A 24,646-nucleotide genomic window follows, 5' to 3' on the forward strand; every position below is an offset into this window, starting at 1 on the left:
TTAATAAAAGCACAGAATATTATGAAACAGAAAATCAACCATATATATCTTTTATTGCTGCTCTCTGTCATGGGATTCACAGCAATCGGGGTATCATCCTGCAGCTTTCTGGACGTAGTGCCCGATGAAATCGACACGGAAGAGGATGCTTTCTCGGACTATACAGCCGTACGGAACTATCTGTATTCCTGCTATTCCTACCTCCCCGAGTCAAGAAGCGGTTCCTCATCGCTCGACCTGATGACCGGCGATGAGGTGGTGACGGCCTTCGAGCATGAAACTTTTGCCTCTTTCCCCAAAGGCAATTACTCCAGCTCCAATACGGTCATTTCCTATTGGAACACATTCTTCAACGGATTGCGTCAGTGCTACCTGTTCATGGAGAATGTAGACGGAGTGGTAGATGAAGAGTTCACAGAAGACGTGAAAGCTGACTACAAAGCCCAGGTGAAATTCCTGATAGCCTATTACCACTATATGCTCATACGCTGCTACGGTCCCGTCATCATCATCGACGGCGTGCAGGATGTCGAGACGCCTGCCGAGGATTATAAAGCACGCACGCCGCTGGACGACTGTGTGGACTTTGTCTGCAACCTGCTGGACGAAGCTGCAGCCGGCCTGCCTGCCGTACGTTCCGATTCCCAAGAGTTCGGGCTTGCCACCAGCCTGACGGCCAAGGCAGTCAAAGCCAAGATGCTGCTGTATGCCGCATCGCCCCTGTTCAACTACGGCGGGGGAAATCCCAGCCAGGAAATGCAGCAGTATTATGCCGCCCTGCAAAACAATGACGGCACGCCCCTGATGCCGACTGCCTACGATGCCAACAAATGGGAAGAATGCAAAACGGCCATGAAAGACGCCATTGACTCCGCCGAAGCGGCAGGCTTCAGCCTGTATGCGGTCGACGACCATACCGAAGACAGCAATACCTCTCCGGAAGACCCCTACCAGCACCGGCTGCGGTGGAACCTTATGGACTATCAAAGCGGAGGTGGCGGTGGCGGAAACTGCGAAGTGATTCTGCCCGATTCGCGCAGCGAAGGCTATTACGGCATACAAAACAAATCCATGCCCTACTGTTCGGGCTGCGCCTGGAACGGCATTGCTCCCACCTGGACCATGCTGAACCGCTTCTATACCAAGAACGGACTGCCCTGGGATGAGGACCCTGAGACCAAAGACCTCGACCCGCTGGAGATAGTCACCGTAGACAGCGAACACGAGAACGAAGCGGCTGTGGGAGAACAGACCATCCTCTTCAACTTAGACCGTGAGCCGCGCTTCTACGCCTGGGTAGCCTTCCAGGGAGGATATTACGAAGTGACAAGCGCTTCGTCATTAGGAGCCTATGCCGACGATGAAACCTACGACAGCGAAAAGCGCCGCCTGATATGCGACTTCGTGTTGGGTGGAAATACTTCCAGAGGCACCACCTCGTCGACGCGCACCAACAACTATTCGCCTACGGGATACCTGAACAAAAAAGGCGTGAGTCCCGACATGTCCATGACCACCAGCCTGCAAACACCGTTCTTCTATCCGTGGTCGGTCATCAGACTGGCCGACCTCTACTTAGGCTATGCAGAAGCCTGCGTGGAAACCAACGACCTGACCACCGCCAAGACGTATCTGAACATGGTCAGAGAACGTGCCGGAATTCCCGATGTAGACACTTCGTGGAGCGGCGTGGCCACACTCACCCAGGACAAGCTGCGTGAAATCGTCCGGCAGGAACGCATGATAGAACTGTATCTGGAGAACCAGAACTTCTGGGACATGCGCCGTTGGCTGCTGGCAGAAGACTACTTCAATGTCAAGGCACAAGGCATGAACATCAATGCCTCGACTTTGCAGGAGTTTGCCACACTGACAGAGGTGGATTTTGAACGCAAATTTACAAGCCCGACAAACTACCTGCTGCCTATCCCCAACAGCGATTTGAACACCAACGAAAACTTAGTGAACAATCCAGGGTATTAAAATGGCTTAAACATTTGGCAGCACAGGGCAGGGATGCCGGACCGAGCGGACGAGCAGCCCGGTTGACCCCGGGCTGGCTTCTAAGCGCCCGGAAGCAAAATTCCAGGCGATACGAAGCGGCTTTCCAAGGTATCAGAAGCAGGCTTCTTATATATAGGAAGCAACAAACTGTCATTCAACCAGTTGCGTATCCGTCCATCCGGTATCCCGCACAACCTGCCCCATTTATCAGTATCAACATTTAAACTAAATCATCATGACAATGAAATACATCAGCTGTTGGTTATTGACCATAGCGTCCGTAATCTTCCTCGGCGCCTGCTCTGAAGAGAGCACGCCGCCCACCTCACTGGACGAGTCGTCCATCACCACCCAATCGGGTCCCGGTTCTGTCACCATTTACTGGGACATCCCCGACGAAGCCAACTATTATTACGTGCGTGTCAACTATTCCACACCCGACGACGGCGACTGCATGAAGGCAGCCAGCATCTACAGCGACTCGCTGCTGATAGACAACCTGCTGGCACGCTACGGGAGTATAGATTTTGCCGTATGCACCGTGTCGCGCGACGGAACAGAAGGAAACACCTATCACATTTCGGCCCAGGCAGACCCGGCTGAATCGACCATCGAAATCATCAGCGAAACTGAGCTCACGCTCTCGGCCGACGGGCTGTATACCGACAACCAGGAATCTACCGAAGGCCCTATCGCCAACCTGATAGACGGCGACGAATCGACCTACTTCCACATGAACTGGTCGAACCCGAGCGCCTTCCCGCACTACATCGTGGTAGATGTGCAGAAAGAGATTTCCTCGTTCAGGTTTGCCTATACCACCCGCAACAACAGCAACAACGACAATCCCAAGACGATGAACATCTACGGCAGCAGCAGCTTTGACGAGACCTACGACCCGGAAGCCAACGGAGCCACGCTGATTGCCGAACTGGACGACAGCGTACTGCCCAGCGGCGTCACGTCGTACACCTCCGACAACTTCATCACCGAAGGAAGCTACCGCTACATCTGGTTTGAGGTGACCTCCAGCTATTCCGGTTCCAACTGGATTGCCCTGGCCGAATTGTCCATCACTGAACTGGAAACCGAAATATACGACCCGGAAGCGGAAGAATAATCTACGCAATCTTTCCACTTTACATTTAAAGTTCTACATTTGCAGGCGGATGTATGGAAAGGAACTCCAACGCACATCCGCCTGTTATTTTTTAACCAACAAAATTCACCATGAATCTGAAAGACATTCTCCACAGCCTCACGGTTGGCATCCTCTGCAACCTGATGCTGCTGCCTGCCTGCAGCGCGTGCAGCGACGAAAGCCCGGTAACGGAACAAAACCCGTACCTGAACGTAGAGACCACCAACGTCAACTTCGAAGAAGCCTCTTCGGAAAAAGAAATCACGGTCAACTGCAACACCACCTGGACATACACCACCCAGGGCGATGACACCTCGTGGCTGCACCTTAGCCAAGACAACCAAAGCCTGCTCATCTCAGTAGACGAAAACGAAGATAAGAACGTGCGACAGGCCAGTATCGTGATTACAGCCTCCAGCCTGCAAGAAACCATCGAAGTGGCCCAACTGGGATGGGGGAAGGCCATTCTCCTGTCACCCGCATCGGCCTCACTGGCTGCCGTTGGAGGCACCATCAGCTTAGAAGTAACGACCAACGTCGATTACGAAGCGCTGATACCTGAAACATGCGAGTGGATTACCCCGTCGACCGACACGCGCAGCACCGACAGTCATCCGGTAGTAACTACCTCGCTGACATTCAACGTGCTTCCAAACGAAAGCGACGCCGAACGCAAAGATACCATCACCTTGCAGGACACCGATGCCACCGCCGATACGGAACCGGTGAAGTTTGCCGTCACACAAAGCGGACTGGGCGAATACGAGGCACTCGACCCGGACGAAATTGCCGATGACATCCTCGTGGAGATAAGCAGCGGCGAAGCTTCCTCGTTCCAATCCGGCGAAGGAATCGAAAACTCGTTTGACGGCGACAAAAGCACCATCTACCACTCGAACTGGACAAACAGCGGAGACGATTATTTCCCCATCACGCTGACTTACTACTTCAACGAAGGCAGCGACATGGACTACTTTGTCTACTACCCGCGGGAAAGCGGGACCAACGGCCTGTTTAAAGAAGTGGACATCGAAGTGATGAGCAATGCCAACACGCGTAATGTCAACGAATGGAAGTTTGTCATGACACACGACTTCGGAGGCAGTTCGTCGGCAGCCAGGGTGGAATTCCCGGAATCACAGATAGGGGTGTCGGCCGTCCGCTTCACGATAAAATCCGGAGCTGGCGACGGACAAGGCTTTGCCTCGTGTGCGGAAATGGAATTCTACAAAAAGAATCCGGCCGGCTTTGACTACACCACGCTGTTCACCGACCCGTCGTGCTCCGAACTGAAACCGGGCATCACGGAGAATGACATCGTGGAATGCTCTTATTCGTTCTTCAAGAACATAGCCTGGTATATGTACCACGACAAATATGAGTCAGAGTTTCGCATTGCCGACTACTCTGCCTATCCACACCCCGACTTGCAGGCAACCTCCAACAAAACCTCACCTTACAGTCTGCTGGATAATCCTACGGGCATCAGCGTATCTGCCGGTGAAGTGCTGGTGGTGATGGCCGACCTGCAGGGACAGAGCGTTTCCCTGCGCGTACAAAACCTCGACGAACCGGGCGGAGACGGATTCGGTGGGTCTGAATACCCGCTGGCCGACGGTGTGAACAAACTGGACATCGAAGAGAAAGGCTTGGCCTATGTCATGTATCATACACCAGATTATGAATCCGCACCCGAAATCCGCATACACTTCGCCAACGGTACGGTCAACGGTTACTACGACAGCCAGAACCCCGACCACGAAGGACGCTGGAAAGAACTGCTCGACGGGGCCACGGACAAATATTTCGACGTAGTGGGACAATACGCACATCTCACATTCCCCACCACACGCTTCCGCAACCATACCAGCGACCTGAAGGCACTGATCGACGCCTACGACCAGATTGTTTACCATGAACAGGCTTTGATGGGACTGGAGAAGTACGGAAAGATGTTTGCCAACCGGATGTACTTCAACGTCATCTATACTTCTTATATGTATGCCACCAGCTACCACACCGCCTACAACGATGAAACACTGCCCGAATTGTGCGACGAAAGCCTGCTGACCACTTCTTCCTGCTGGGGACCGGCACACGAAGTGGGGCACTGCAACCAGACGCGCCCGGGACTGAAATGGCTGGGCATGACGGAAGTGACCAACAACATCATGTCGCAATACATTCAGACCAGCGTGTTCGGACAAAACTCCCGGCTGCAGACAGAAGACATGGGAAGCACCGAGTCGCCCAACCGCTATTCCAAAGCCTGGAACGGCATCATCGTTGCCGAAATGGCCCACAACGCCCACGATGACGTATTCTGTAAGCTGGTGCCCTTCTGGCAACTGGAACTGTACTTCGGGAAAGTGCTGGGACGCACTCCGATGCAACAGGACGACAAGGGTGGATTCTACCCTGATGTCTACGAATATGTCCGCACACACGACGACCTGTCCTCTGCAGGCGAGCAGCAGTTGGAATTCGTCTACAACGCATCGGTGGCAGCCGGCATGAACCTGCTGGACTTCTTCGGTAAATGGGGATTCCTGACACCCATCGACCAGGAAATGGATGATTACGGCACGGGGCAGTTCACCGTCACCCAGACACAAATCGACGCCCTGAAGGAAAGAGTGGAAGCATTGGGGCTCCCTCAACCGGAAGTGGCATTGGAATATATCACCGACAACAACTGGGAGACTTTCAAGAACAAAGCCTCCGTCGTCAAAGGAACCGCCACACGCAACGACGACCAGCTGACCATGAAGGACTGGCAGAACGTAATAGCCTATGAGGTTCGTGAAAATGATGCCGACGGCCAACTGATCGGAGCTTCCGATGGCATGCTTACCCCATCGACAACCGCCACCTTCACCGTGCCCGGCGGCTGGAAAGACAACTATAAAGTATATGCCGTATCGTTCGACAACCAAAGGACAGAAGTGATATTCTAACAAAACAAGACCGGCTGCATCCCCAATGAAGCAACAAGCATGAACTTCATGAGGATGCAGCCTTTGTATACGCATCTTACTAACACAAGCCTGCATAAAATCCTTCCAACCGACCAGACCAACCAACAGAACCTGCCAAAATCTGCCTCATCCCGAGAAATATCGGCCCGCAAAGTTTCGCTTTCACAAACTATTCACTACATTTGTGCCCGTAACAAGAGAAACGCAAGGAATAAAAGAAAAATGACACAGGCTTCCCGACAAGTACAGACGCAGACGCAACAGCAAGTGCAAACGCTCTCGCCCCAGCAGGTTCTGGTAGTGAAACTGCTGGAGTTACCCGCCATAGAGCTGGAAGACCGTGTGCGTGCCGAACTGCTGGAAAATCCGGCCCTCGAAGAAGGCAAAGAAGAAACTTCGGCAGACGACTACGCCGATTCTCCCGACACCGACCGCGAAAGTCCGGAAGACGGAGGAGACACCGACTACGACTCGCTAAGCGACTATCTGACGGAAGACGACATTCCCGATTATAAATTGCAGGAAAATAACCGGAGCCGCGATGACAAGGCCGAAGAGATTCCTTTCTCCGACTCTACCTCTTTCTACGAAACACTGAAAGAACAATTAGGAGAACAGAACCTGACACCTCATCAACGCGAACTGGCCGAATACCTCATCGGTTCGCTGGACGATGACGGCCTGCTGCGCAAGTCGCTGGACAGCATCAGCGATGAACTGGCCATCTACTCCGGAATCGACGCCAGCCCCCAGGAATTGGAAGAAGTGCTGCACATCATACAAGACTTCGACCCGCCCGGATTGGGAGCACGTAACCTGCAGGAGTGTCTGCTCATACAAATACGGCGCAAGATGCAACAGCGCCGCTCCAATCCCGACCCGTTGTTAAAGGTGGAAGAACGCATCGTGCAGAACTGCTACGATGAATTTACCCGCAAACATTGGGACAAGATCCAGCAGAAACTGGACATAGATAAGGATACAGCCGAACATGCCATCCGCGAAATCTGCCGCCTCAACCCCCGACCCGGTGCATCCATGGGGGAAACCATCGGCAAAAACATGCAGCAGATTGTGCCTGACTTTATCGTAGAAACGGCCGACGATGGCACCATCACCCTCTCACTGAACAACCGCAACGTGCCTGAACTGCGCATGAACCGCGATTTCACCACCCTGCTCGAAGAACATACCAAGAACAAGGCCAACCAGTCGAAGGAATCGCGTGAGGCGTTGCTCTTCCTCAAACAAAAGGTGGATGCCGCACAAGGATTCATCGACGCTGTGAAACAACGGCAAAACACATTGCTCAAAACCATGCAGGCTATCATCGACCTACAACGCCCGTTCTTCCTGGAAGGCGACGAGTCGTTGCTGAAACCCATGATTCTGAAAGATGTGGCAGAACGCACGGGGCTGGACATCAGCACCATCTCTCGCGTAAGCAACAGTAAATACGTGCAGACCAACTACGGCATCTATCCACTGAAATTCTTCTTCAGCGACGGCTACGTCACCGAAGATGGCGAGGAGATGTCGGTTCGTGAAATACGGAAAATACTGAAAGAATGCATTGAAAGCGAAGACAAGGCCAAACCTTACACCGATGACGAACTGACTGAAATTCTCAAAGAGAAAGGTTATCCCATAGCCCGACGTACCGTGGCCAAATACCGCCAACAGATGAACATCCCCGTAGCACGGCTGCGGAAATAATAAAGAAAAGACGCAACAATGACAAACGAAATACAAGAAGCGACCCCAACAGCCGAAGCCCGGGAAGAGAAAAGCCTCATCCGGACGGCACGGGTGATATCGGCCGTTTTCACGCCGTTCTCCATCCCTTTTCTGGCATTCCTGGTGCTGTTCTTCTGCACCTACCTGCGCATGATGCCCCTCACCTACAAACTGTTGGTACTGGGGGTAGTCTACTGCTTCACCATCTTTCTGCCTACCTTCACCATCTTCCTTTTCCGCAAGATGAACGGTTACAGTCTGCGCGACATGCTCGACAGACGGAAACGCTACATACCGTTCCTGCTCACCATCACGTCATACGCTTTCGGGCTGGCCATGATGTACCGCATGCGACTGCCGTGGTATCTGATCAACATGCTGTGGGCAGCACTGGTCATCATGGTCATCTGTGTAGTGCTCAACCTGAAGTGGAAGCTCAGTGAGCACATGGCAGGGGCCGGAGCGGTAATAGGAGGCATCACCGTATTCAGTTCGCTCTTTAACTACAACCCTGTGTGGTGGCTGTGCATCTTCATCCTCATAGCCGGCATGCTGGGAAGCGCGCGCATCATCTTGCGCCACCACACGCTGGGCGAAGTGTTGGGCGGCTTCGTTGTGGGACTGGTGTGTACCATACTGACACTCGACCCGATGCCGGCCATCTTCCTGAAACTATTGCTGAACGGATAAAAACGGTGGAAGCGTCTCTCACCCAATGGAGCAAGAAAAAAGAAACAAGCCTCCATGAAGAACAGGAAAAAGACTTGGTACACTCAAATAAAAGCATTACTTTTGCGCACATTAGTATCAACTCAGCCTTTGCGAGTTTATGTTGCAGCCTACAAAGGGTAGCCTGATAAAGACAGACCCCGGCTTTGAGCAGAAGAAAAGACACGTTTCCAACGCCAGCCCCCTGCAGGCTTGTCAACAGAAAAAACAGCAATAAGTGCTGTGCGCCTTACTCACCATAAGACCAATATGGGAAAAATTCAAATTACCATCATTAATAACCCGTTAAAATCAAACAATTATGAACTACCCGACTAACGTAAAGTACACCAAGGAACATGAGTGGATCCGCCTGGAAGGCGACATTGCCTACGTGGGCATTACCGACTATGCACAACAGCAGCTGGGCGACATCGTATTCGTAGATATCCAGACCGAAGGCGAGACCCTGGAAGCTGGAGATACATTCGGCACCATCGAAGTGGTGAAGACCATCTCCGACCTGTTCATGCCCGTCGCCGGTGAAGTGCTGGAACAGAACGCCGCCCTGGCCGACCAGCCCGAGCTGGTGAACCAGGACCCCTACGGCGAAGGCTGGCTTATCAAAGTAAAACCCGCCGCAGATGCCGACTTCGACAGCTTGTTGGATGCCGAAGGCTACAAAGCGCTGATTAACGGTTAATGGCAAGTGATAAATGGTTAATGGGGAGATGCGGTTCCGTACTCCAGACATTAACCATTTATCATTTTACACGCATCATTAACCATCTGTCACTGAAGTTATCTAAACTTCCGCATGCCTCCCGAAGACCTTGTGTACATAAGGGTACCCTTTCTGATAAGCCCTTCACAGGAAACAGCCAAGCGATAAGCAGCATGCTTCCAGGCGATAAGCAGTAAGCTCGTTATATATAAGAAACAGCATACTGATTACCAGCCAAGTAGCAGTCGGACCATACGGCAGTCGGAAAGTTTAAATCACTTCATCACCATCAATCATTAATCATTAACCATTAACCATTCAAAGAATGACTCCCTTAGTAAGCATCATTATGGGCAGCACCTCCGACCTTCCCGTTATGGAGAAGGCCGCCCAGTTGCTCAACGACCTGCACGTGCCCTTCGAAATGAACGCGCTCTCGGCCCACCGTACGCCCGAAGCCGTTGAAGAATTTGCCAAAAACGCCCGCAACCGCGGCATACGTGTCATCATTGCCGCTGCCGGCATGGCGGCTGCCTTGCCTGGCGTGATTGCCGCCAATACGACACTGCCCGTCATCGGCGTGCCCGTCAAAGGCAGTGTGCTCGATGGCGTAGACGCGCTCTACTCCATCATCCAGATGCCTCCCGGTATCCCCGTAGCCACCGTCGCCATCAACGGCGCCATGAATGCCGCCATCCTGGCCGTACAGATGCTGGCCCTGAGCGACGAAAAGCTGGCCGAGACCTTCGCTGCCTACAAGGAAGGGCTGAAGAAGAAAATCGTCAAGGCCAACGAAGAGCTGAAAGAAGTGAAATACGAATACAAGACTAACTGAATGCCTGGCTGCATGGCTCATGACAAATGGGCAATAGGCACCAAGCCGGCCCGCGTTATCAACCATTAGCCATCCATCATTAACCATTGAAAGAATGGACTTATTCAATTATTCCCGGCGGGAATCGTCCGTCGTAAACATCGGTGCCACGCCGCTGGGCGGCGACAACCCCATTCGCGTGCAGAGCATGACGAACACCAGCACGTTGGATACCGAGGCTTGCGTGGCACAAACCGAACGCATCGTTGCAGCCGGAGGCGAGTACGTGCGTCTCACGGCGCAAGGCACCCGCGAGGCTGAAAACTTGCGCAACATCAACGCTGCCCTGCGTGCCGACGGCTGCATGGTGCCGCTGGTAGCAGACATACACTTCAACCCCAACGTAGCCGACGTGGCTGCCCGCTACGTGGAGAAGGTGCGCATCAATCCGGGCAACTACGTGGATGCAGCCCGTACCTTCAAACACATAGAATATACGGACGAGGAATATGCACAGGAGTTACAAAAGATACGCGACCGCTTCGTCCCCTTCCTGAACATCTGCAAGGAACATCACACAGCCATCCGTATCGGCGTGAACCACGGTTCGCTGTCGGACCGCATCATGTCGCGCTACGGTGACACGCCCGAAGGCATGGTAGAATCGTGCATGGAATTCCTGCGCATCTGTGTGGAAGAGCACTTTACAGACGTGGTCATCTCCATCAAGGCATCGAACACCGTGGTGATGGTACGCACTGTGCGCCTGCTGGCTGACACGATGGAGCGCGAGGGCATGCACTTCCCCCTGCATTTAGGCGTGACTGAAGCGGGTGACGGCGAAGACGGACGCATCAAGTCGGCTGTGGGTATCGGTGCTCTGCTGGCTGATGGGCTGGGTGATACCATCCGCGTATCGCTGAGCGAAGCACCCGAGGCAGAAATCCCCGTGGCCCGCAAGCTGGCGGACTACATCGCCCAACGGGCAGGACATCCCTACATCCCCGGTCCGCAGGATACGTCCTTCGACTTCCTGCATCCCGTACGCCGTGAGACCTGTGCTGTGCGCAACATCGGCGGCGACCATGTGCCCGTGGTGCTCTCTGCCCGGTTAGACGGTTGCCTGGACTTTGACCCGCAGTTCACTCCCGACTATGTGTACGTGGGCCGACAGCTTCCCGCCAACCGTCCGCAAGGGCCACAATACATTGTCGATGCCGATCTCTGGCAAGGGCAGGCGGACTGCTGGCCCGCTTTCAAAGCCGACCAGCTGTTCTTCGTAAGCGGTTGCACGGCTCTGCTGAAGTTTCTCTTTGTCACCTACATGGGGCTGAACGACGAAGTGCTTGCCTGCCTGAAATACCATCCAGAGGTAGTGCTCATCGCGCAGAGCAACCACCCCAACCGCCTGGGCGAACAGCGTGCGCTGGCCCTGCAACTGGTGCAAGAGGGATTGAAGAACCCTGTAGTCTTCTTCCAGCACTATGCAGAGAACAATCTGGAAGACTTCCAACTGAAAGCGGCTACCGACATGGGCGCCCTGCTTATCGACGGACTGACGGACGGCATCTTCCTCTTCAACCAAGGCGAACTGCCAGCCCCGGCCATCGACAGCACTGCCTTCAATATCCTGCAGGCAAGTCGCACACGCATCAGCAAGACAGAATATATTTCCTGTCCGGGCTGCGGCCGCACGCTCTACGACCTGCAAAGCACCATTGCCCGCATCAAGGCTGCCACTTCTCATCTGAAAGGACTGAAGATTGGCATCATGGGCTGCATTGTCAACGGACCTGGAGAAATGGCCGATGCCGACTACGGCTACGTAGGGGCAGCCCGTGGCAAGGTAAGTCTTTATAAAAAGAAAGAATGTATTGAGAGGAACATCCCCGAAGAGGAAGCTGTAGAGAAGCTCATCGAACTGATTAAAAACAGCGGAGAATACGGGAACAGCATTGAATAACAAAAGACTGGTCACATAAGAGCGCAGAGGCATGAGACTGAAACAAGTCCTACATGCCTCTGCGTTTTTGTATCTGCGACTTTCTTTATTACTCTTTATCCGCTGCATGCGGACAGTCGTCAAGCACCTTCTCCCGATACTGTTTGGGCGATGCTCCCAGATGTTTCTTGACATAACGCCCAAAGAATGAAAGATTGGGAAACTCCAGCTCGTTGCAGATTTCCTTGATGCTCTTGCCTGGCTTTTTCAGCAGATACTCAATATCCTTCACTACATAGCGGTTGATCAGTTCGGAAGCCGTATATCCGCTGCTCTCCTTGCAGACTGTAGACAGGTATTTGGGCGTAAGGCACAGACGGTCGGCATAATAAGACACGCTGCGCGACTTGGGATAGGATGCGGTAAGCACTTCCAGAAAATCGTGGAACACACGGTCGGCCGAAGTATAAGCCTGCGCCTTGAAATCGCCGAAACGCTCCAGGGTATCACGGAATTCGTAAAGGAAGGCCATCAGCAGAGCATCCACCAGTTCCTTCTGATGCCTCCGCGGAGTGCCGCTCAACTTTGAATATATCAGCTCGTAATACTGACAGAAAAGCTTGACTTCCTCCGGCAACAGCGTCAGCACAGGCGACTTCTCCAGAAAATTGAGGGCATCCCACGGGTCTGTGCCACCTATCATAGTCATCTGCTGCAGATATTCTTTGGACAGGCAAAGGCAGCGGAAGTCCAGATCCATACTGGCTGTGCTCTTTTCCAAGATGATATTAGGGTGGCAAATCAGCAACTGGTTGGGCTGGGTCTCATACAGTTTTCCATTGATGTAGACCGAAGCTTTGCCACGCAGACACAACACGGCAATAAAAGCATCCAGACGGATAGGTCCCTCCGTACCGATATTCTGCAAACTATCAATAAAGGCAATGCGGTCGTCGCTGTAAACGGTTATCCCACGTGAACGGGCTGTCTCCAAATTTCCCACCGGTTCTTTTCTACTTTCCAAGTACATATCCATATTTCTTACTCTTACAAATGTTGATTCTGATTTCGCAGCAAAGTAAGACATTTATCTCTAAATGCAGCTAACAAAAAACACACTTTTCATGTTCCATTTTTCTTTTTTCGCCCATAGATAAGAAAATAAAACACTTGGAAGGAAAAACAGACAGCGCTCATTTCGCAAAAAGGACATTCCTTTGCACCGGAATTAAAAAAATCGAACGATATGAAACAATCGAATCAAGCCATCACTTGGCTGCTGCTTCCCCTCATTCTGGTCGGATGCAGCCAGGACGAGCAAGGGGCAGGCATTGTCCAAGAAGCCGTCCGCGTAAAGACACAAAGAATAGAAGCTGTACCCTTAGAAAAAACGAACACTTTTTCTGGAACAGTAGAAGAGAAAAACGGAACAGCTCTCAGCTTTGCCACCGCAGGAACCATCCGCACCCTCAACATCCATCTGGGCGACCGCGTAAGCAAAGGGCAACTCATCGGCACATTAGACGACACCTCGGCACGCAACAGCCACGCTGCCGCACAGGCCACATTGGCGCAGGCCGAAGACGCCTACCACCGCATGAAGGAACTGTATGACAAAGGAAGCTTGCCCGAAATCAGATGGGTGGAGACACAAAGTAAACTACAACAGGCACGCTCCATGGAAGCCGTGGCACGCAAGCAAATGGAAGATTGCCGCCTCACTGCGCCTTACGACGGGGTAATAGCTGAAAAGACCGGTGAAACCGGACAGAACGTATTGCCCGGTTTCGCCGTGGCACGGCTGGTGACCACCACCGGGCAACAGGTGCGTATCGCCGTACCCGAAGCGGAAATAGGCCGCATCCGGGAAGGACAGCAGGCCAGCATCCGCGTGCCTGCCGCAGGCGGGAAAACCTACACGGGCACAGTGGTGGAACGGGGAATCAGAGCCGATGCCTTGTCACGTTCCTATCCCGTGAAGCTGAGGGTGGATGATGCCGACAGCGAACTGCTGCCCGGTATGGTGGCCGAAGTGTCTCTTTGGCCTGCCGACGGAGAGACTGCCTGCATACTTCCTCTGCACATCGTACAATTAGACGAGCGGAACCGCAACTTCGTATGGGTGAACCGGGAAGGAAAGGCCGAGCAGCGCTTCATCACCTGCGGTGACTTTGCAGGCGACGGTGTCATCGTCACCCAGGGACTGCAACCGGGTGACATCGTCATCGTGAAGGGACAGCACAAAGTATGCAACGGAACAGTAATAAATGAGGAATGAATTGTTCACTCCCAAAGACCTTAACTGTTTGACTATATATTTCATATTTATCTGACCGAAGCTGTTTAAGCTTCTGATGCGCGGCATCGGCATACCATGTACCGGGCAGTTCCGCTGGTAAGCCCTCCGGAGGAAACCGCGAGGCGATTGGCAGCCGACTGCCGGGGTATTAGCAGCAAGTCTGTTATATATACGAAGTACCATTCTGATTATCAACAGCATGCCAGAGGCATCGTTTATCGGAAGAGAAGCTTAAATCACTTCATGGTGTAACAGTGATTCCTCATTTTTAATTAAAGAAAATTATGGAAAGAAAGAAACGCAACTTCGTCGAATGGGCCATGCACTACCGCCAGATAGTCATCCTGGTGGTGACGTGCCTGGTGGCTTTCGGCGTGTACAGCCTGCCGCAGATGAACAAGAACGAATTTCTCGACTTCACCGTGCGGCAGGGCATCGTGGTAGCCGTAGCTCCCGGCAACACGGCGCAGGAGATGGTGGAGCAGGTGACCAAACCGCTGGAAGAATACATCTTCACTTATAAAGAGGTGAAGAAAGAGAAGACTTTCTCGAAGAGCCGCGACGGCATCGTCTACATCCAGGTAGAGCTGAACGACGACCTGACGAACAAGGACGAGTTCTGGAGCAAGTTCAAACACGGCGTGTCGCAGTTCAAGGCACAACTGCCACCGAACGTGCTGGCCGTGGTGGTACAGGATGACTTCGGCGACACCTCCGCCCTGCTGATTACGATGGAAAGCGAGGAGAAGACCTACCGCGAACTGGACGACTACATGGACCTGCTGCAAGGACGCTTGCGCCGCATCCCTGCCGTAGGACGCATGACGGTGAGCGGAATGCAGAACGAACAGATTTCCGTCTACCTCGACCACGACCGCCTCTCGAAATACGGGCTGAACGAACAGACGCTGGCCCTCGGCTTGATGCAGAAAGGGTTCACTACCAGTGGCGGACGGGTGAAGGACGGTACGATGGTAGAACCTATCTACGTCAGCCGCTCGCTCAACACCGTGCGCGACGTGCAGGAACAGATTGTCTACGCTGACCCGCAGGGCAACATCGTCAGACTGAAGGACGTGGCACGTGTGGTGCGCGAATATCCCGACCCCGACAGCTACATCACCAACAACGGACGCAAGTGCCTCCTGCTCTCTGTCGAGATGAAAAAGGGACAGAACATTGTGGCGATGGGCGAAGAGGTAAACCAGGTGTTGGACGAATTCCAGCCGGAACTGCCCGCCGATGTCACCCTGTTCCGCATCACCGACCAGCCGAAGGTAGTGGACGACAGCGTGTCGAACTTCCTGCATGAACTTGTCATTGCCATCGTGGCGGTGGTCATCGTAGTGATGCTTCTGCTGCCTCTGCGTGTGGCATTGGTGGCCGCATCGACCATCCCCATTACCATATTCATATCCCTCGGGTTGTTCTACGCCTTCGGCATCGAGCTGAACACCGTGACCTTGGCCGGACTGATTGTGACGTTGGGCATGATTGTGGACAACTCTATTGTTATCATCGACAGCTACTTGGAGAAGCTGGGCGAAGGCATGTCACGCTGGCACGCCTCCATCCAGAGCACCACGCACTTCCTCAAGTCTATCTTCTCTGCCACGCTGGCCATCAGCATCACGTTCTTCCCCTTCCTGGCGACGTGTACGGGCATGATACACGATTTTCTGCTGCACTTCCCGTGGGGCATTACCATCGTGCTGGCGGTGTCGTTGCTCGTAGCTACGCTGCTCGTGCCTTTCATGCAATTCTGGTTCATACGCAAGCCGATGGAGGTGAAGGAGCAAGGCGGCAAAAAGGCTTTCTCCTTCCTCGACCTCTTGCAGAAGTATTATAACCGCTTGTTCGGCTGTTGCTTCGCCCATCCCAAGATTACGGTAGCGTTTGGCTTGGTATTTGTCATTATCGGCGGGGTTATGCTCTCCCGGCTGCCCCAGCGCATGCTTCCCGTGGCCGACCGCAATCAGTTCGCTGTGGAAATCACCTTGCCTACGGGCACGGACGTGGATGTGACGGCACAGGTTGCCGACAGTCTGGAACATATCCTGCGCCAAGACCCGCGTGTGGTGAGCGTGGCTTCCTTCAAGGGATGTGCTTCGCCCCGCTTCCAGACATCGTATGCTCCCCAAATAGCGGGAACAAATTATGCTCAGTTCATCGTGAATACGACAGGAGTGGAAGCGACGGAAGAGCTGTTGGATGAATATACGCCGGTGTACACAGACTATTTCCCCGGTGCCCGCGTGCGCTTTAAGCAGCTCAGTTATAGCGATGCGGTCTATCCTGTCGAAGTGCGCCTTTCAGGCGAAGACCTGGAGGCTATCAAGCATGATGCACGGAAGATAGAAGAGCGGTTGCACAGGATGGATGGCTTGTTGCTGGTGCAGACCGACTTCAACGAGCCGTTGCCCGCTGTCGATATTCGACTGAAAGAAGATGAAGCTACTCGCCTTGGAGTAACCAACTTGGGGCTGGAGTCGACCCTCAGCATGCGTTATGGCGACGGACTGGCGATAGCCAATATGTGGGAAGGAGACTATAATATTCCGGTCATGCTGAAGAGCACGCAGGCAGACCATGCCCGACCCGCCGACCTGGATGACGAACTGGTGCCCGTAGCTGCCGGACTGGCAGACGTGCCTCTGCGCCAGGTGGCCGATGTAGTACCTGCATGGAAAGAAGGACAGATCGTGCAACGTAACGGTATCTATACTGCCAGCGTACAAGCCGACCTGGCACGGGGCGAGAACGCCATGCAAATGACTGCCCGCATCCGGGAAGAACTGAAGGATTTCCCGCTCTCGCCGGGCGTCACCCTGAGCTACGGAGGTGAACAGGAGAAGACAAATGAACAGATGCCCCAGATTATGGGTGGACTGATGCTGGCTGCTGCCATCATTTTCTTTATCCTCTTGGCGCACTTCCGCAAAATCAGCATTGCTCTGCTCATCTTCGGCAGCCTGGTTCTCTGCCTCTTCGGTACCGCCTTCGGAGTATGGATTCAGGGCGTGGAATTTGGTGTGACCTGCGTGCTTGGTGTAGTCAGCCTGATGGGCATCATTGTCCGCAACGGCATCATCATGTTCGACTATGCCGAAGAACTGCGCACCACGGAGCACATGACCAGTTCACAGGCCATCTACCACTCTGCCCAACGGCGTATGCGCCCTATCTTCCTCACCTCTGCTGCTGCCTCGATGGGAGTCATTCCCATGATATTGGGCGGCTCCGGGTTGTGGATGCCGATGGGTACGGTCATCTGCTACGGCACGCTCATCACGATGCTCTTCCTCCTCACCGTCCTGCCGTGCATGTACCTGCTCACCTTCCGGGGCAGTACGGAGAAGCGGGCCAAGTGGGATGCGCTGGAGCAACAGTAATACCTTGTCAGGGTGCCTGTGATACTCCTTGCAGGAGTGTCGATGGCACCCCTTGCAAGGAATCGGATACACCTTATATTATATATAAAACAGAAATAACATTGAAAGATGAAACATACAAGTAAATGCTTTTTGCTGGCTTGTGCATGGGGTTGCATGACCGCCCCGATTGCCGCCCAGCAGGTCTACACGCTGGACCAGTGCGTAGAACAGGCTCTGCGCAACAACGCCCGCATGCAGAACGCACAGAATGAACTCGGCATGGCCGAACAACAAAGGAAATCTGCCTTTACCAAATACTTCCCTACTGTCAGCGCCACTGGTATAGGTTTCATGGCGGACAAAGACTTGCTACAGATGGACGTCGCCCCCGGCATGAGCATGAAACTGCTGAAAAACGGACTGATGGGCGGCGTCAATGCCACCCTGCCTCTCTTCACCGGAGGACAAATCGTGCAAGGCAACCAACTGGCCAAAGTCAATGTGGAGAAATACCGCCTTTTGGGACGCCAGGCCGAAAACGAGGTACGCCTCACCACCGAGCAGTACTTCTGGCAGGTGGCTATGCTGAAGGAGAAACTCCGTACCCTCAGCGTGGTAGAGTCGCAGCTGGCTGGAATGCATAAAGACGTCGATGCGGCTGTCAGCGCCGGTATCACCAACCGCAACGACTTGCTCCAGGTGCAACTCAGGCAGAACGACACCCGCAGCACGCGCATCAACGTAGAGAACGCACTCACTCTTTCGCGCCGCCTGCTGGCACAGTATATCGGTACACCCGACGATAGCGTAGACGTGGCTTTCGCCGTAAGCGACTCGCTTCCTCCTTCGCCCCTCGGACTCTACCGCGCGCCAGAGGCTTCACTCGTGCTCACACCGGAATACAATCTGCTGCAGGCCCAACTCAAGGCCAGCCATATTGAGCACAAGATGAGTGTGGGCAAGAACTTACCGACGGTGGCCATCGGTGGCGGCTTCATGCACGACAACCTCTCCGACCGCCATAAACCTTTCTGGATGGGGTTCGCCACTGTCAGCATTCCCCTCAGCGGGTGGTGGGAAGGTAGCCACAACATGAAGCGGTCCCGCCTGGCCGTTCGCAACAACGAAAACAACCTGCGCGACGGAAGCGAACTGTTGGTCATCAACATGCAGAACACGTGGAACGCCCTGACCGATGCCTACAAACAGGTGCAGATTGCCATTGAATCCATTGGCCAGGCCACAGAGAACCTGCGCCTGCAGACCGACTATTACCACGCTGGCACCTGCACCATGAGTGACCTGCTCGAAGCACAGACCCTCTACCAACAGAGCCGCGACAAGTATGTAGAAAGCTATGCACAATATGAAGTCAAGAAACGGGAATACCTGCAGGCCACAGGACGGTGAGATACGAGTAACGAGCTACAGCTATAAGTGATGAGCGTTGAATAATGAGCGATGAATACAAAAGGAGCTACGAGTAGAAAGGCCTCTGCCACTCGTAGCTCCTTTTTCAAACTTACTAATCGCTACCACTAAACACCGGTCGATAATCACTTGTGGCTTGTAGCTCGTCACTCGTAGCTAAACTTATTTCTGCCGGACAAAGATATTGATAGGTGTTCCGCTCAGGTTCCACTTCTCGCGCATCTTGTTCTCCAGGAAGCGACGGTAAGGCTCCTTGACATACTGCGGCAAGTTGGCAAAGAACACAAACGACGGCACTCGCGTGTTGGGCAGCTGCGTTACATACTTAATCTTGATGTACTTGCCCTTGATGGAAGGAGGCGGGTAAGCTTCGATAAGCGGCAACATCTCTTCGTTCAGGCGGGCAGTGGGAATGCGCATGTGTCGGTTCTTGTACACCATGCGAGCCGATTCAAGCACCTTGAGGATGCGCTGCTTGGTCAACGCCGAAGCAAAGATAACGGGGAAGTCGGTAAAAGGTGCCAGTCGTTCACGGATAGCCGCCTCAAACGTATTCATCACCTTCGAGGTCTTCTCTTCCACCAGGTCCCACTTGTTCACCACCACTACCAGGCCCTTCTGGTTCTTCTGTATCAGAGAGAAGATATTCAAGTCCTGGCTCTCAATGCCTCGCGTGGCATCCAACATGAGGACGCAGACATCCGAGTTCTCGATGGCACGGATAGAACGGATGACAGAGTAATACTCCAAATCCTCGTTCACCTTATTCTTCTTGCGGATACCTGCCGTATCCACCAGGTAGAAGTCGAAGCCGAACTTGTTGTAGCGCGTGTAGATAGAGTCGCGAGTAGTGCCGGCAATCTCGGTCACGATGTGCCTGTCTTCGCCGATGAAAGCATTGATGATGGACGACTTTCCGGCATTGGGACGCCCCACTACAGCTATACGGGGGATGTCTTCTTCCAATTCCTCTGCCGTTTCCTTATGGAACTTGCCGACCAACACATCCAGCAAATCGCCCGTCCCACTTCCTGAGAGAGCAGAGATGCAGTACGGATCGCCCAAGCCCAAAGAATAGAACTCGGCCGAGCCATATTGCAGGTCATAATTATCCGTCTTATTGGCCACCAGCAGCACCGGTTTACGGGCACGACGCAAGATATCGGCCACTTCCTGATCCAGGTCGGTCACTCCGTTAGTCACATCTACCAAGAAGAGAATGACATCGGCTTCATCCACCGCTACCAACACCTGCTTGCGTATCTCTTCTTCAAAGACATCGTCCGAATTGACTACCCATCCTCCGGTGTCTACCACCGAAAACTCACGGCCCAGCCACTCGCTCTTGCCATACTGGCGGTCGCGCGTAGTGCCTGCCTCTTCATTGACAATCGCCTGCCGCGTGCGCGTCAGACGGTTAAACAGCGTGGATTTTCCCACATTGGGACGCCCCACAATGGCTACTAAGTTTCCCATAATCGTCGTCTTTTGTCTGCGACTGTCACAGTCGTATGTCTTATTATTATAAATGTATTACTCAATCCTGCTGATAACCGAAGTTGCGCAGTTCCTTGTCCGAATTCCTCCAGTCCTTATCTACCTTGACAAAAATCTCCAAGAAGATTGTCTTGCCGAAAAACTTCTCCAACGAACGTCTTGCTTCCGTGGCAACCTTTTTCAAAGCGCGACCTTGCTTGCCGATGATAATACCCTTCTGCGAATCGCGCTCCACATATATCACGGCATTGATATGAATAGACTTTCCACTCTCCTTGAACTGTTCCACGACCACCTCTACCGAATACGGGATCTCCTTGTCGTAATACAACAGAATCTTCTCGCGGATAATTTCCGTAACGAAGAACCTCGCGGGTTTGTCCGTCCACTGGTCTTTGCCAAAATAGGGAGGCGAATCCGGCAACAGCGCCTGTACCCGTTTCATGACATAATCCAGGTTAAACTTGGCCTGTGCCGAGATAGGAATCACCTCTGCCTTGGGCAACAAGGCAGCCCACTCCTCCACCAACTTCACCAGTTTATCCTGGTCTACCAGGTCTATCTTATTAATAAGCAGAAGCACCGGCACATCCATCTGGGCCACCTTCCCGATGAAATCTCCGTGCTTATCGGGCGTTTCCACCACATCTGTCACATAGAGCAGCACATCGGCGTCTGTCAGAGCCGATGTAGAAAAATTCAGCATAGACTCCTGCAACTTATAGGCAGGCTTCAATACGCCGGGAGTATCCGAGAATACAATCTGCATATCCTCCGTATTATAAATACCCATGATACGATGGCGTGTAGTCTGTGCTTTGAAAGTCGCAATAGAAATGCGCTCGCCCAGCAGGGCATTCATCAGCGTGGACTTGCCCACATTGGGATTTCCCACGATGTTAACGAAACCGGCTTTATGCATAAACAGTTCAAGTATTTGATTAAGAACAAAAAAACGCATCGAATCTGTTCAATAGGATGCGTTTTTCTGTCTTATAGGGTGAGAATTTACTCTTTCTTTCCGTCGTATCCCCACTTCACATACACGGCACCCCACGTAAAGCCGGCCCCAAATGCGGTGAAGATGAGGTTGTCGCCCTTCTTCAGTTTGTCTTCAAAATCCCAAATACAGAGCGGCAACGTGCCGGCACTCGTATTGCCATAACGCTGGATGTTAATCATCACCTTCTCATGAGGCACCTCCAGACGGTGAGCCACGGCATCAATGATGCGCAGGTTGGCCTGGTGCGGGATAATCCAGTCGATATTGTCCTTATTCAAGCCATTCTTCTCGGCAATTTCCGCACTTACATCCGACATGTTGGACACAGCGTATTTGAACACCGTACGCCCTTCCTGATAAACACAATGCCAATGATTGTCAATCGTAAAATAAGAGGGCGGACAAACAGAGCCACCCGCCTTCATGTGCAGGAAAGGCAATCCCTTGCCATCGGTACGCAAGATAGAATCCAGGATACCAACCTCTTCTGTGGTAGGCTCCAGCATAAAGGCTGCTGCTCCATCACCGAAGATAGGACAAGTGGAACGGTCCGTATAGTCTGTAATAGCCGACATCTTATCGGCACCTACGATAATCACTTTCTTGCATCTACCCGACCGTATAAAATTAGCACCCGTCTCCATGGCGTACAAGAAGCCGGAGCACGCAGCCTGCATATCGAAAGCGAATGCATTCTTTAAGCGCAATTTGTCGCACAAGATAGAAGCAGTAGAAGGAAAATGATAATCGGGAGTAGTGGTGGCGACAATAACCAAATCTATGTCGTCCGGATTGGAATTAGTACGCTGCATCAACTGTTTGGCAGCCTTGCGAGCCATGTAGGAAGTACCCAAACCCTCTTCATTGAGGATGTGTCTTTCCTTAATCCCGATTCGGGTCATAATCCATTCGTCGTTGGTATCCACCATCTTCGAGATTTCATCGTTCGTCAAGATGTAATCAGGGACGTAACCTCCGACTCCTGTAATTACTGCATTTATTTTTTCCATTAAAACTTGGTTTAATAAACAAGACACTTAAACGAGAGCAGTCTAAAAAGGTTTGCTTCTCATCCACAAATCTTTTTAGACGCCCGCCATTTAGTTCAACTTAAAGTAATAAGACTGCTCCTCTTAAACGGCAGCTTCTTTCTGAATAGCCAGCTTGCCTCTGTAATAGCCGCAAGCATTGCAAACAGAATGATATTCGTGCCATTCTCCACAATTCGGGCAGATTGCCAATGTAGGAGCTACTGCCTTATCATGAGTTCTTCTCTTTGCAGTTCTAGTCTTTGACTGTCTTCTTTTAGGATGTGCCATTTTTCTAAACTATTTTAATTGTTATCTAATATTTTCTTCAACTCATTCCAACGGGGATCAACAGGTTTCTCAACCTCTTCCTCCTCCTGCACAAAGTCACTGGAATCGCCCATCTCATCCATGCCGAGTTCATCTTCCGACACACGCAGATATTTGTGCAACCGACTGTTCATGTCACGGTTACACTGTCCGGGAGCATGCGCATGTTTCATCGGTATGGCCAGCGCCACAAACTCGTACATAAACCACGCCACATTCAGGGTGCCCTTGTCTTCAGGAACAATCACCAGGTCTTCGCCTTCCTCCGAGTATTCCGGACCAAACTTGACCCGAAAAGAATCGTCTGAAACAACCGGTTGTTCCATGTCATCCAGGCAGCGGTCGCACGGTACAATGACCACCCCTTCCGTATGGAAATTCAAATTAAAACCATGAGATGTTTTTCTAACTGATAAAGAGACATTGACCTTACCTTTCTGCACCTCTGGCACGTCAATAGCGGCAAAGAAAGCATTGTCAAGCATGAACTCATACTTGGCCGAACTTTCCCGCATTCCTTTCAAGTCAATTTCGTATTTATCAAACTTTCCCACAACTTCGCTAATTTATTCGGGCGACAAAGATACAAATAATTATCCTCATAATGCAGCAATTAGACTAAAATAATTACTAAATTAAAATCTATTCCGACTTTTATCGGAATTTTGTTCCCCCAAAGGGACAGCAATCAGGCTCAGGCGGCCCACATATTTACTCACCTCCCTACCAGAACCGCAGGCAGCAAGTATGGGAAACCCATTTCCGCCAACTGCCCATAGGGCCTGTCCGAAAGACAAAGACCTTCATTCCGGGTGGGGCAACAAGGCAGAATGACACCACCAGCTTACCCATCAAAGAATTGCGAGCCCCCAAGCAGCCGGATGCCAAGCGCTAGGAAGCGGACTTCCAAGAAACAAGCAGCGGGTCTGTTATATACATGAACCAAATTGCTGATTATCAGCAGGATAATTCTATACATATATCAGGTTCTTCCTGGCCCGACGGAGGGTCTTACAGGCACATACACAAGCATGCGTATCCGGCAGAAAGCCCAAAGGCTCCAAGAAGAAGAGAAGGGAAAGAAGAAAAGGAAGTGCAGGAAGACAAGGGGGCAGCATAACGCGGTGGCCGAGGTTCGGTCCGGACAGCGGGTTGCCCGCTGAGCCCGTCCTTCGTGCATGGGCATACAAAAAATCCCTTCCCCGTTCATCACGGGGAAGGGACCTGTAAAGACGGCGGCTACCTACTCTCCCACTGTTACGCAGTACCATCGGCGCGGTCGGGCTTAACTTCTCTGTTCGGAATGGGAAGAGGTGGAACCCCGGCACTATAGCCACCTTAATAAGGTTGACTGCCGTACAGAATGACCGGCCTATCAGAACGGCCGGAAAAACAGAAAGAAAATACCACCAATCCATATATCAACATATACCGTCAACTCATGTTGTCAACATATACTGTCGACACATATATCATTGACACATGACACATGGGACATGCCGCATGAAACATGCCGACATGCAAAACATACAAAGACACAAAGGGAAGGGGCAATTAGTAATGCTCGGCTTTGGTGTCGCCACCTTTACACCTGCATCCTATCGACGTCGTCGTCTACGACGGCCCTCAAAGAAAT

At 52.4% G+C, this 24,646-nt stretch carries 17 protein-coding genes and 2 rRNA genes; 11 read left to right on the forward strand and 8 right to left on the reverse strand.

Features of this window, described 5'->3' with window-relative positions; genetic code table 11:
- Positions 1-33: 33 nt before the first annotated feature.
- The 8 genes from B5F34_RS14205 to B5F34_RS14240 all read left to right on the forward strand — a co-directional run bounded on the left by B5F34_RS14205 (position 34) and on the right by B5F34_RS14240 (position 12,069).
- Positions 34-1,983 carry a RagB/SusD family nutrient uptake outer membrane protein gene (locus tag B5F34_RS14205; RefSeq protein ID WP_162609344.1) on the forward strand — a complete coding sequence of 650 codons (1,950 nt, stop codon included), beginning with the start codon at positions 34-36 and terminating at the stop codon, positions 1,981-1,983.
- 262 nt (positions 1,984-2,245) lie between these two features.
- Complete coding sequence (locus B5F34_RS14210) at positions 2,246-3,124, forward strand: discoidin domain-containing protein (protein ID WP_239448983.1); 879 nt, start codon at positions 2,246-2,248, stop codon at positions 3,122-3,124.
- A 110-nt stretch (positions 3,125-3,234) separates the two neighbouring features.
- Complete coding sequence (locus B5F34_RS14215) at positions 3,235-6,102, forward strand: M60 family metallopeptidase (RefSeq protein ID WP_087340331.1); 2,868 nt, start codon at positions 3,235-3,237, stop codon at positions 6,100-6,102.
- 243 nt (positions 6,103-6,345) lie between these two features.
- Positions 6,346-7,839 (forward strand): RNA polymerase factor sigma-54, encoded by a 1,494-nt coding sequence (rpoN, locus tag B5F34_RS14220; RefSeq protein WP_087340333.1) that lies wholly within the window; start codon positions 6,346-6,348, stop codon positions 7,837-7,839.
- A gap of 18 nt (positions 7,840-7,857) precedes the next feature.
- Positions 7,858-8,550 (forward strand): hypothetical protein, encoded by a 693-nt coding sequence (locus B5F34_RS14225; protein ID WP_087340334.1) that lies wholly within the window; start codon positions 7,858-7,860, stop codon positions 8,548-8,550.
- Positions 8,551-8,890: 340 nt separating this feature from the next.
- Positions 8,891-9,271: a glycine cleavage system protein GcvH gene (gene gcvH / locus B5F34_RS14230; RefSeq protein WP_087340336.1), complete on the forward strand. Its 381-nt coding sequence runs from the start codon at positions 8,891-8,893 to the stop codon at positions 9,269-9,271.
- 346 nt (positions 9,272-9,617) lie between these two features.
- Positions 9,618-10,127 (forward strand): 5-(carboxyamino)imidazole ribonucleotide mutase, encoded by a 510-nt coding sequence (gene purE, locus B5F34_RS14235; RefSeq protein ID WP_087340337.1) that lies wholly within the window; start codon positions 9,618-9,620, stop codon positions 10,125-10,127.
- A gap of 94 nt (positions 10,128-10,221) precedes the next feature.
- The gene (locus B5F34_RS14240; RefSeq protein ID WP_087340339.1) at positions 10,222-12,069 is read left to right on the forward strand and encodes a 4-hydroxy-3-methylbut-2-en-1-yl diphosphate synthase; all 1,848 of its coding nucleotides are present in this window, start codon (positions 10,222-10,224) and stop codon (positions 12,067-12,069) included.
- An 88-nt stretch (positions 12,070-12,157) separates the two neighbouring features.
- Here B5F34_RS14240 and B5F34_RS14245 read toward each other — a convergent pair whose 3' ends face one another.
- Positions 12,158-13,084 carry a helix-turn-helix domain-containing protein gene (locus B5F34_RS14245; protein WP_239448984.1) on the reverse strand — a complete coding sequence of 309 codons (927 nt, stop codon included), beginning with the start codon at positions 13,082-13,084 and terminating at the stop codon, positions 12,158-12,160.
- A gap of 210 nt (positions 13,085-13,294) precedes the next feature.
- Between B5F34_RS14245 and B5F34_RS14250 the strand changes: the two genes are divergently transcribed.
- The 3 genes from B5F34_RS14250 (at position 13,295) to B5F34_RS14260 (ending at position 19,131) form a co-directional block, all read left to right on the forward strand.
- Positions 13,295-14,326 carry an efflux RND transporter periplasmic adaptor subunit gene (locus B5F34_RS14250; protein WP_087340341.1) on the forward strand — a complete coding sequence of 344 codons (1,032 nt, stop codon included), beginning with the start codon at positions 13,295-13,297 and terminating at the stop codon, positions 14,324-14,326.
- Positions 14,327-14,631: 305 nt separating this feature from the next.
- Entirely contained in the window at positions 14,632-17,739 is a 3,108-nt protein-coding gene (locus B5F34_RS14255) for an efflux RND transporter permease subunit (RefSeq protein WP_087340344.1), read from the forward strand.
- A 108-nt stretch (positions 17,740-17,847) separates the two neighbouring features.
- The gene (locus B5F34_RS14260; RefSeq protein ID WP_087340346.1) at positions 17,848-19,131 is read left to right on the forward strand and encodes a TolC family protein; all 1,284 of its coding nucleotides are present in this window, start codon (positions 17,848-17,850) and stop codon (positions 19,129-19,131) included.
- A 183-nt stretch (positions 19,132-19,314) separates the two neighbouring features.
- Here the strand turns inward: B5F34_RS14260 and der are convergent, their stop codons facing one another.
- The 7 genes from der to B5F34_RS14300 form a co-directional block, all read right to left on the reverse strand.
- On the reverse strand, positions 19,315-20,628 hold the full coding sequence (gene der / locus B5F34_RS14265; RefSeq protein ID WP_087340349.1) for a ribosome biogenesis GTPase Der: 1,314 nt from the start codon (positions 20,626-20,628) through the stop codon (positions 19,315-19,317).
- Between the two features lie 61 nt (positions 20,629-20,689).
- The gene (gene era / locus B5F34_RS14270; protein WP_087340365.1) at positions 20,690-21,571 is read right to left on the reverse strand and encodes a GTPase Era; all 882 of its coding nucleotides are present in this window, start codon (positions 21,569-21,571) and stop codon (positions 20,690-20,692) included.
- Between the two features lie 86 nt (positions 21,572-21,657).
- A complete protein-coding gene (locus tag B5F34_RS14275) occupies positions 21,658-22,662 on the reverse strand; it encodes a beta-ketoacyl-ACP synthase III (protein WP_087340351.1) in 1,005 nt (334 codons plus the stop codon).
- 123 nt (positions 22,663-22,785) lie between these two features.
- On the reverse strand, positions 22,786-22,971 hold the full coding sequence (gene rpmF / locus B5F34_RS14280; RefSeq protein WP_087340352.1) for a 50S ribosomal protein L32: 186 nt from the start codon (positions 22,969-22,971) through the stop codon (positions 22,786-22,788).
- 14 nt (positions 22,972-22,985) lie between these two features.
- The gene (locus B5F34_RS14285; protein ID WP_087340354.1) at positions 22,986-23,564 is read right to left on the reverse strand and encodes a DUF177 domain-containing protein; all 579 of its coding nucleotides are present in this window, start codon (positions 23,562-23,564) and stop codon (positions 22,986-22,988) included.
- Between the two features lie 676 nt (positions 23,565-24,240).
- Positions 24,241-24,351: ribosomal RNA gene (rrf, locus tag B5F34_RS14295) — 5S ribosomal RNA — on the reverse strand.
- 192 nt (positions 24,352-24,543) lie between these two features.
- Positions 24,544-24,646, reverse strand: a 23S ribosomal RNA gene (locus tag B5F34_RS14300); the annotation flags it as partial.

Origin of the sequence: Mediterranea sp. An20, assembly GCF_002160055.1 — a bacterium.
Taxonomy (GTDB): domain Bacteria; phylum Bacteroidota; class Bacteroidia; order Bacteroidales; family Bacteroidaceae; genus Bacteroides; species Bacteroides avicola.

Coding starts and splice junctions, on each gene's coding strand:
- purE (WP_087340337.1), top strand. CDS start 9,618: ATGACTCCCTTAGTAAGCATCATTATGGGCAGCACCTCCGACCTTCCC.
- B5F34_RS14225 (WP_087340334.1), top strand. CDS start 7,858: ATGACAAACGAAATACAAGAAGCGACCCCAACAGCCGAAGCCCGGGAA.
- B5F34_RS14245 (WP_239448984.1), bottom strand. CDS start 13,084: ATGGATATGTACTTGGAAAGTAGAAAAGAACCGGTGGGAAATTTGGAG.
- gcvH (WP_087340336.1), top strand. CDS start 8,891: ATGAACTACCCGACTAACGTAAAGTACACCAAGGAACATGAGTGGATC.
- B5F34_RS14210 (WP_239448983.1), top strand. CDS start 2,246: ATGAAATACATCAGCTGTTGGTTATTGACCATAGCGTCCGTAATCTTC.
- rpmF (WP_087340352.1), bottom strand. CDS start 22,971: ATGGCACATCCTAAAAGAAGACAGTCAAAGACTAGAACTGCAAAGAGA.
- B5F34_RS14215 (WP_087340331.1), top strand. CDS start 3,235: ATGAATCTGAAAGACATTCTCCACAGCCTCACGGTTGGCATCCTCTGC.
- der (WP_087340349.1), bottom strand. CDS start 20,628: ATGGGAAACTTAGTAGCCATTGTGGGGCGTCCCAATGTGGGAAAATCC.
- B5F34_RS14250 (WP_087340341.1), top strand. CDS start 13,295: ATGAAACAATCGAATCAAGCCATCACTTGGCTGCTGCTTCCCCTCATT.
- B5F34_RS14240 (WP_087340339.1), top strand. CDS start 10,222: ATGGACTTATTCAATTATTCCCGGCGGGAATCGTCCGTCGTAAACATC.
- B5F34_RS14275 (WP_087340351.1), bottom strand. CDS start 22,662: ATGGAAAAAATAAATGCAGTAATTACAGGAGTCGGAGGTTACGTCCCT.
- B5F34_RS14260 (WP_087340346.1), top strand. CDS start 17,848: ATGAAACATACAAGTAAATGCTTTTTGCTGGCTTGTGCATGGGGTTGC.
- era (WP_087340365.1), bottom strand. CDS start 21,571: ATGCATAAAGCCGGTTTCGTTAACATCGTGGGAAATCCCAATGTGGGC.
- rpoN (WP_087340333.1), top strand. CDS start 6,346: ATGACACAGGCTTCCCGACAAGTACAGACGCAGACGCAACAGCAAGTG.
- B5F34_RS14255 (WP_087340344.1), top strand. CDS start 14,632: ATGGAAAGAAAGAAACGCAACTTCGTCGAATGGGCCATGCACTACCGC.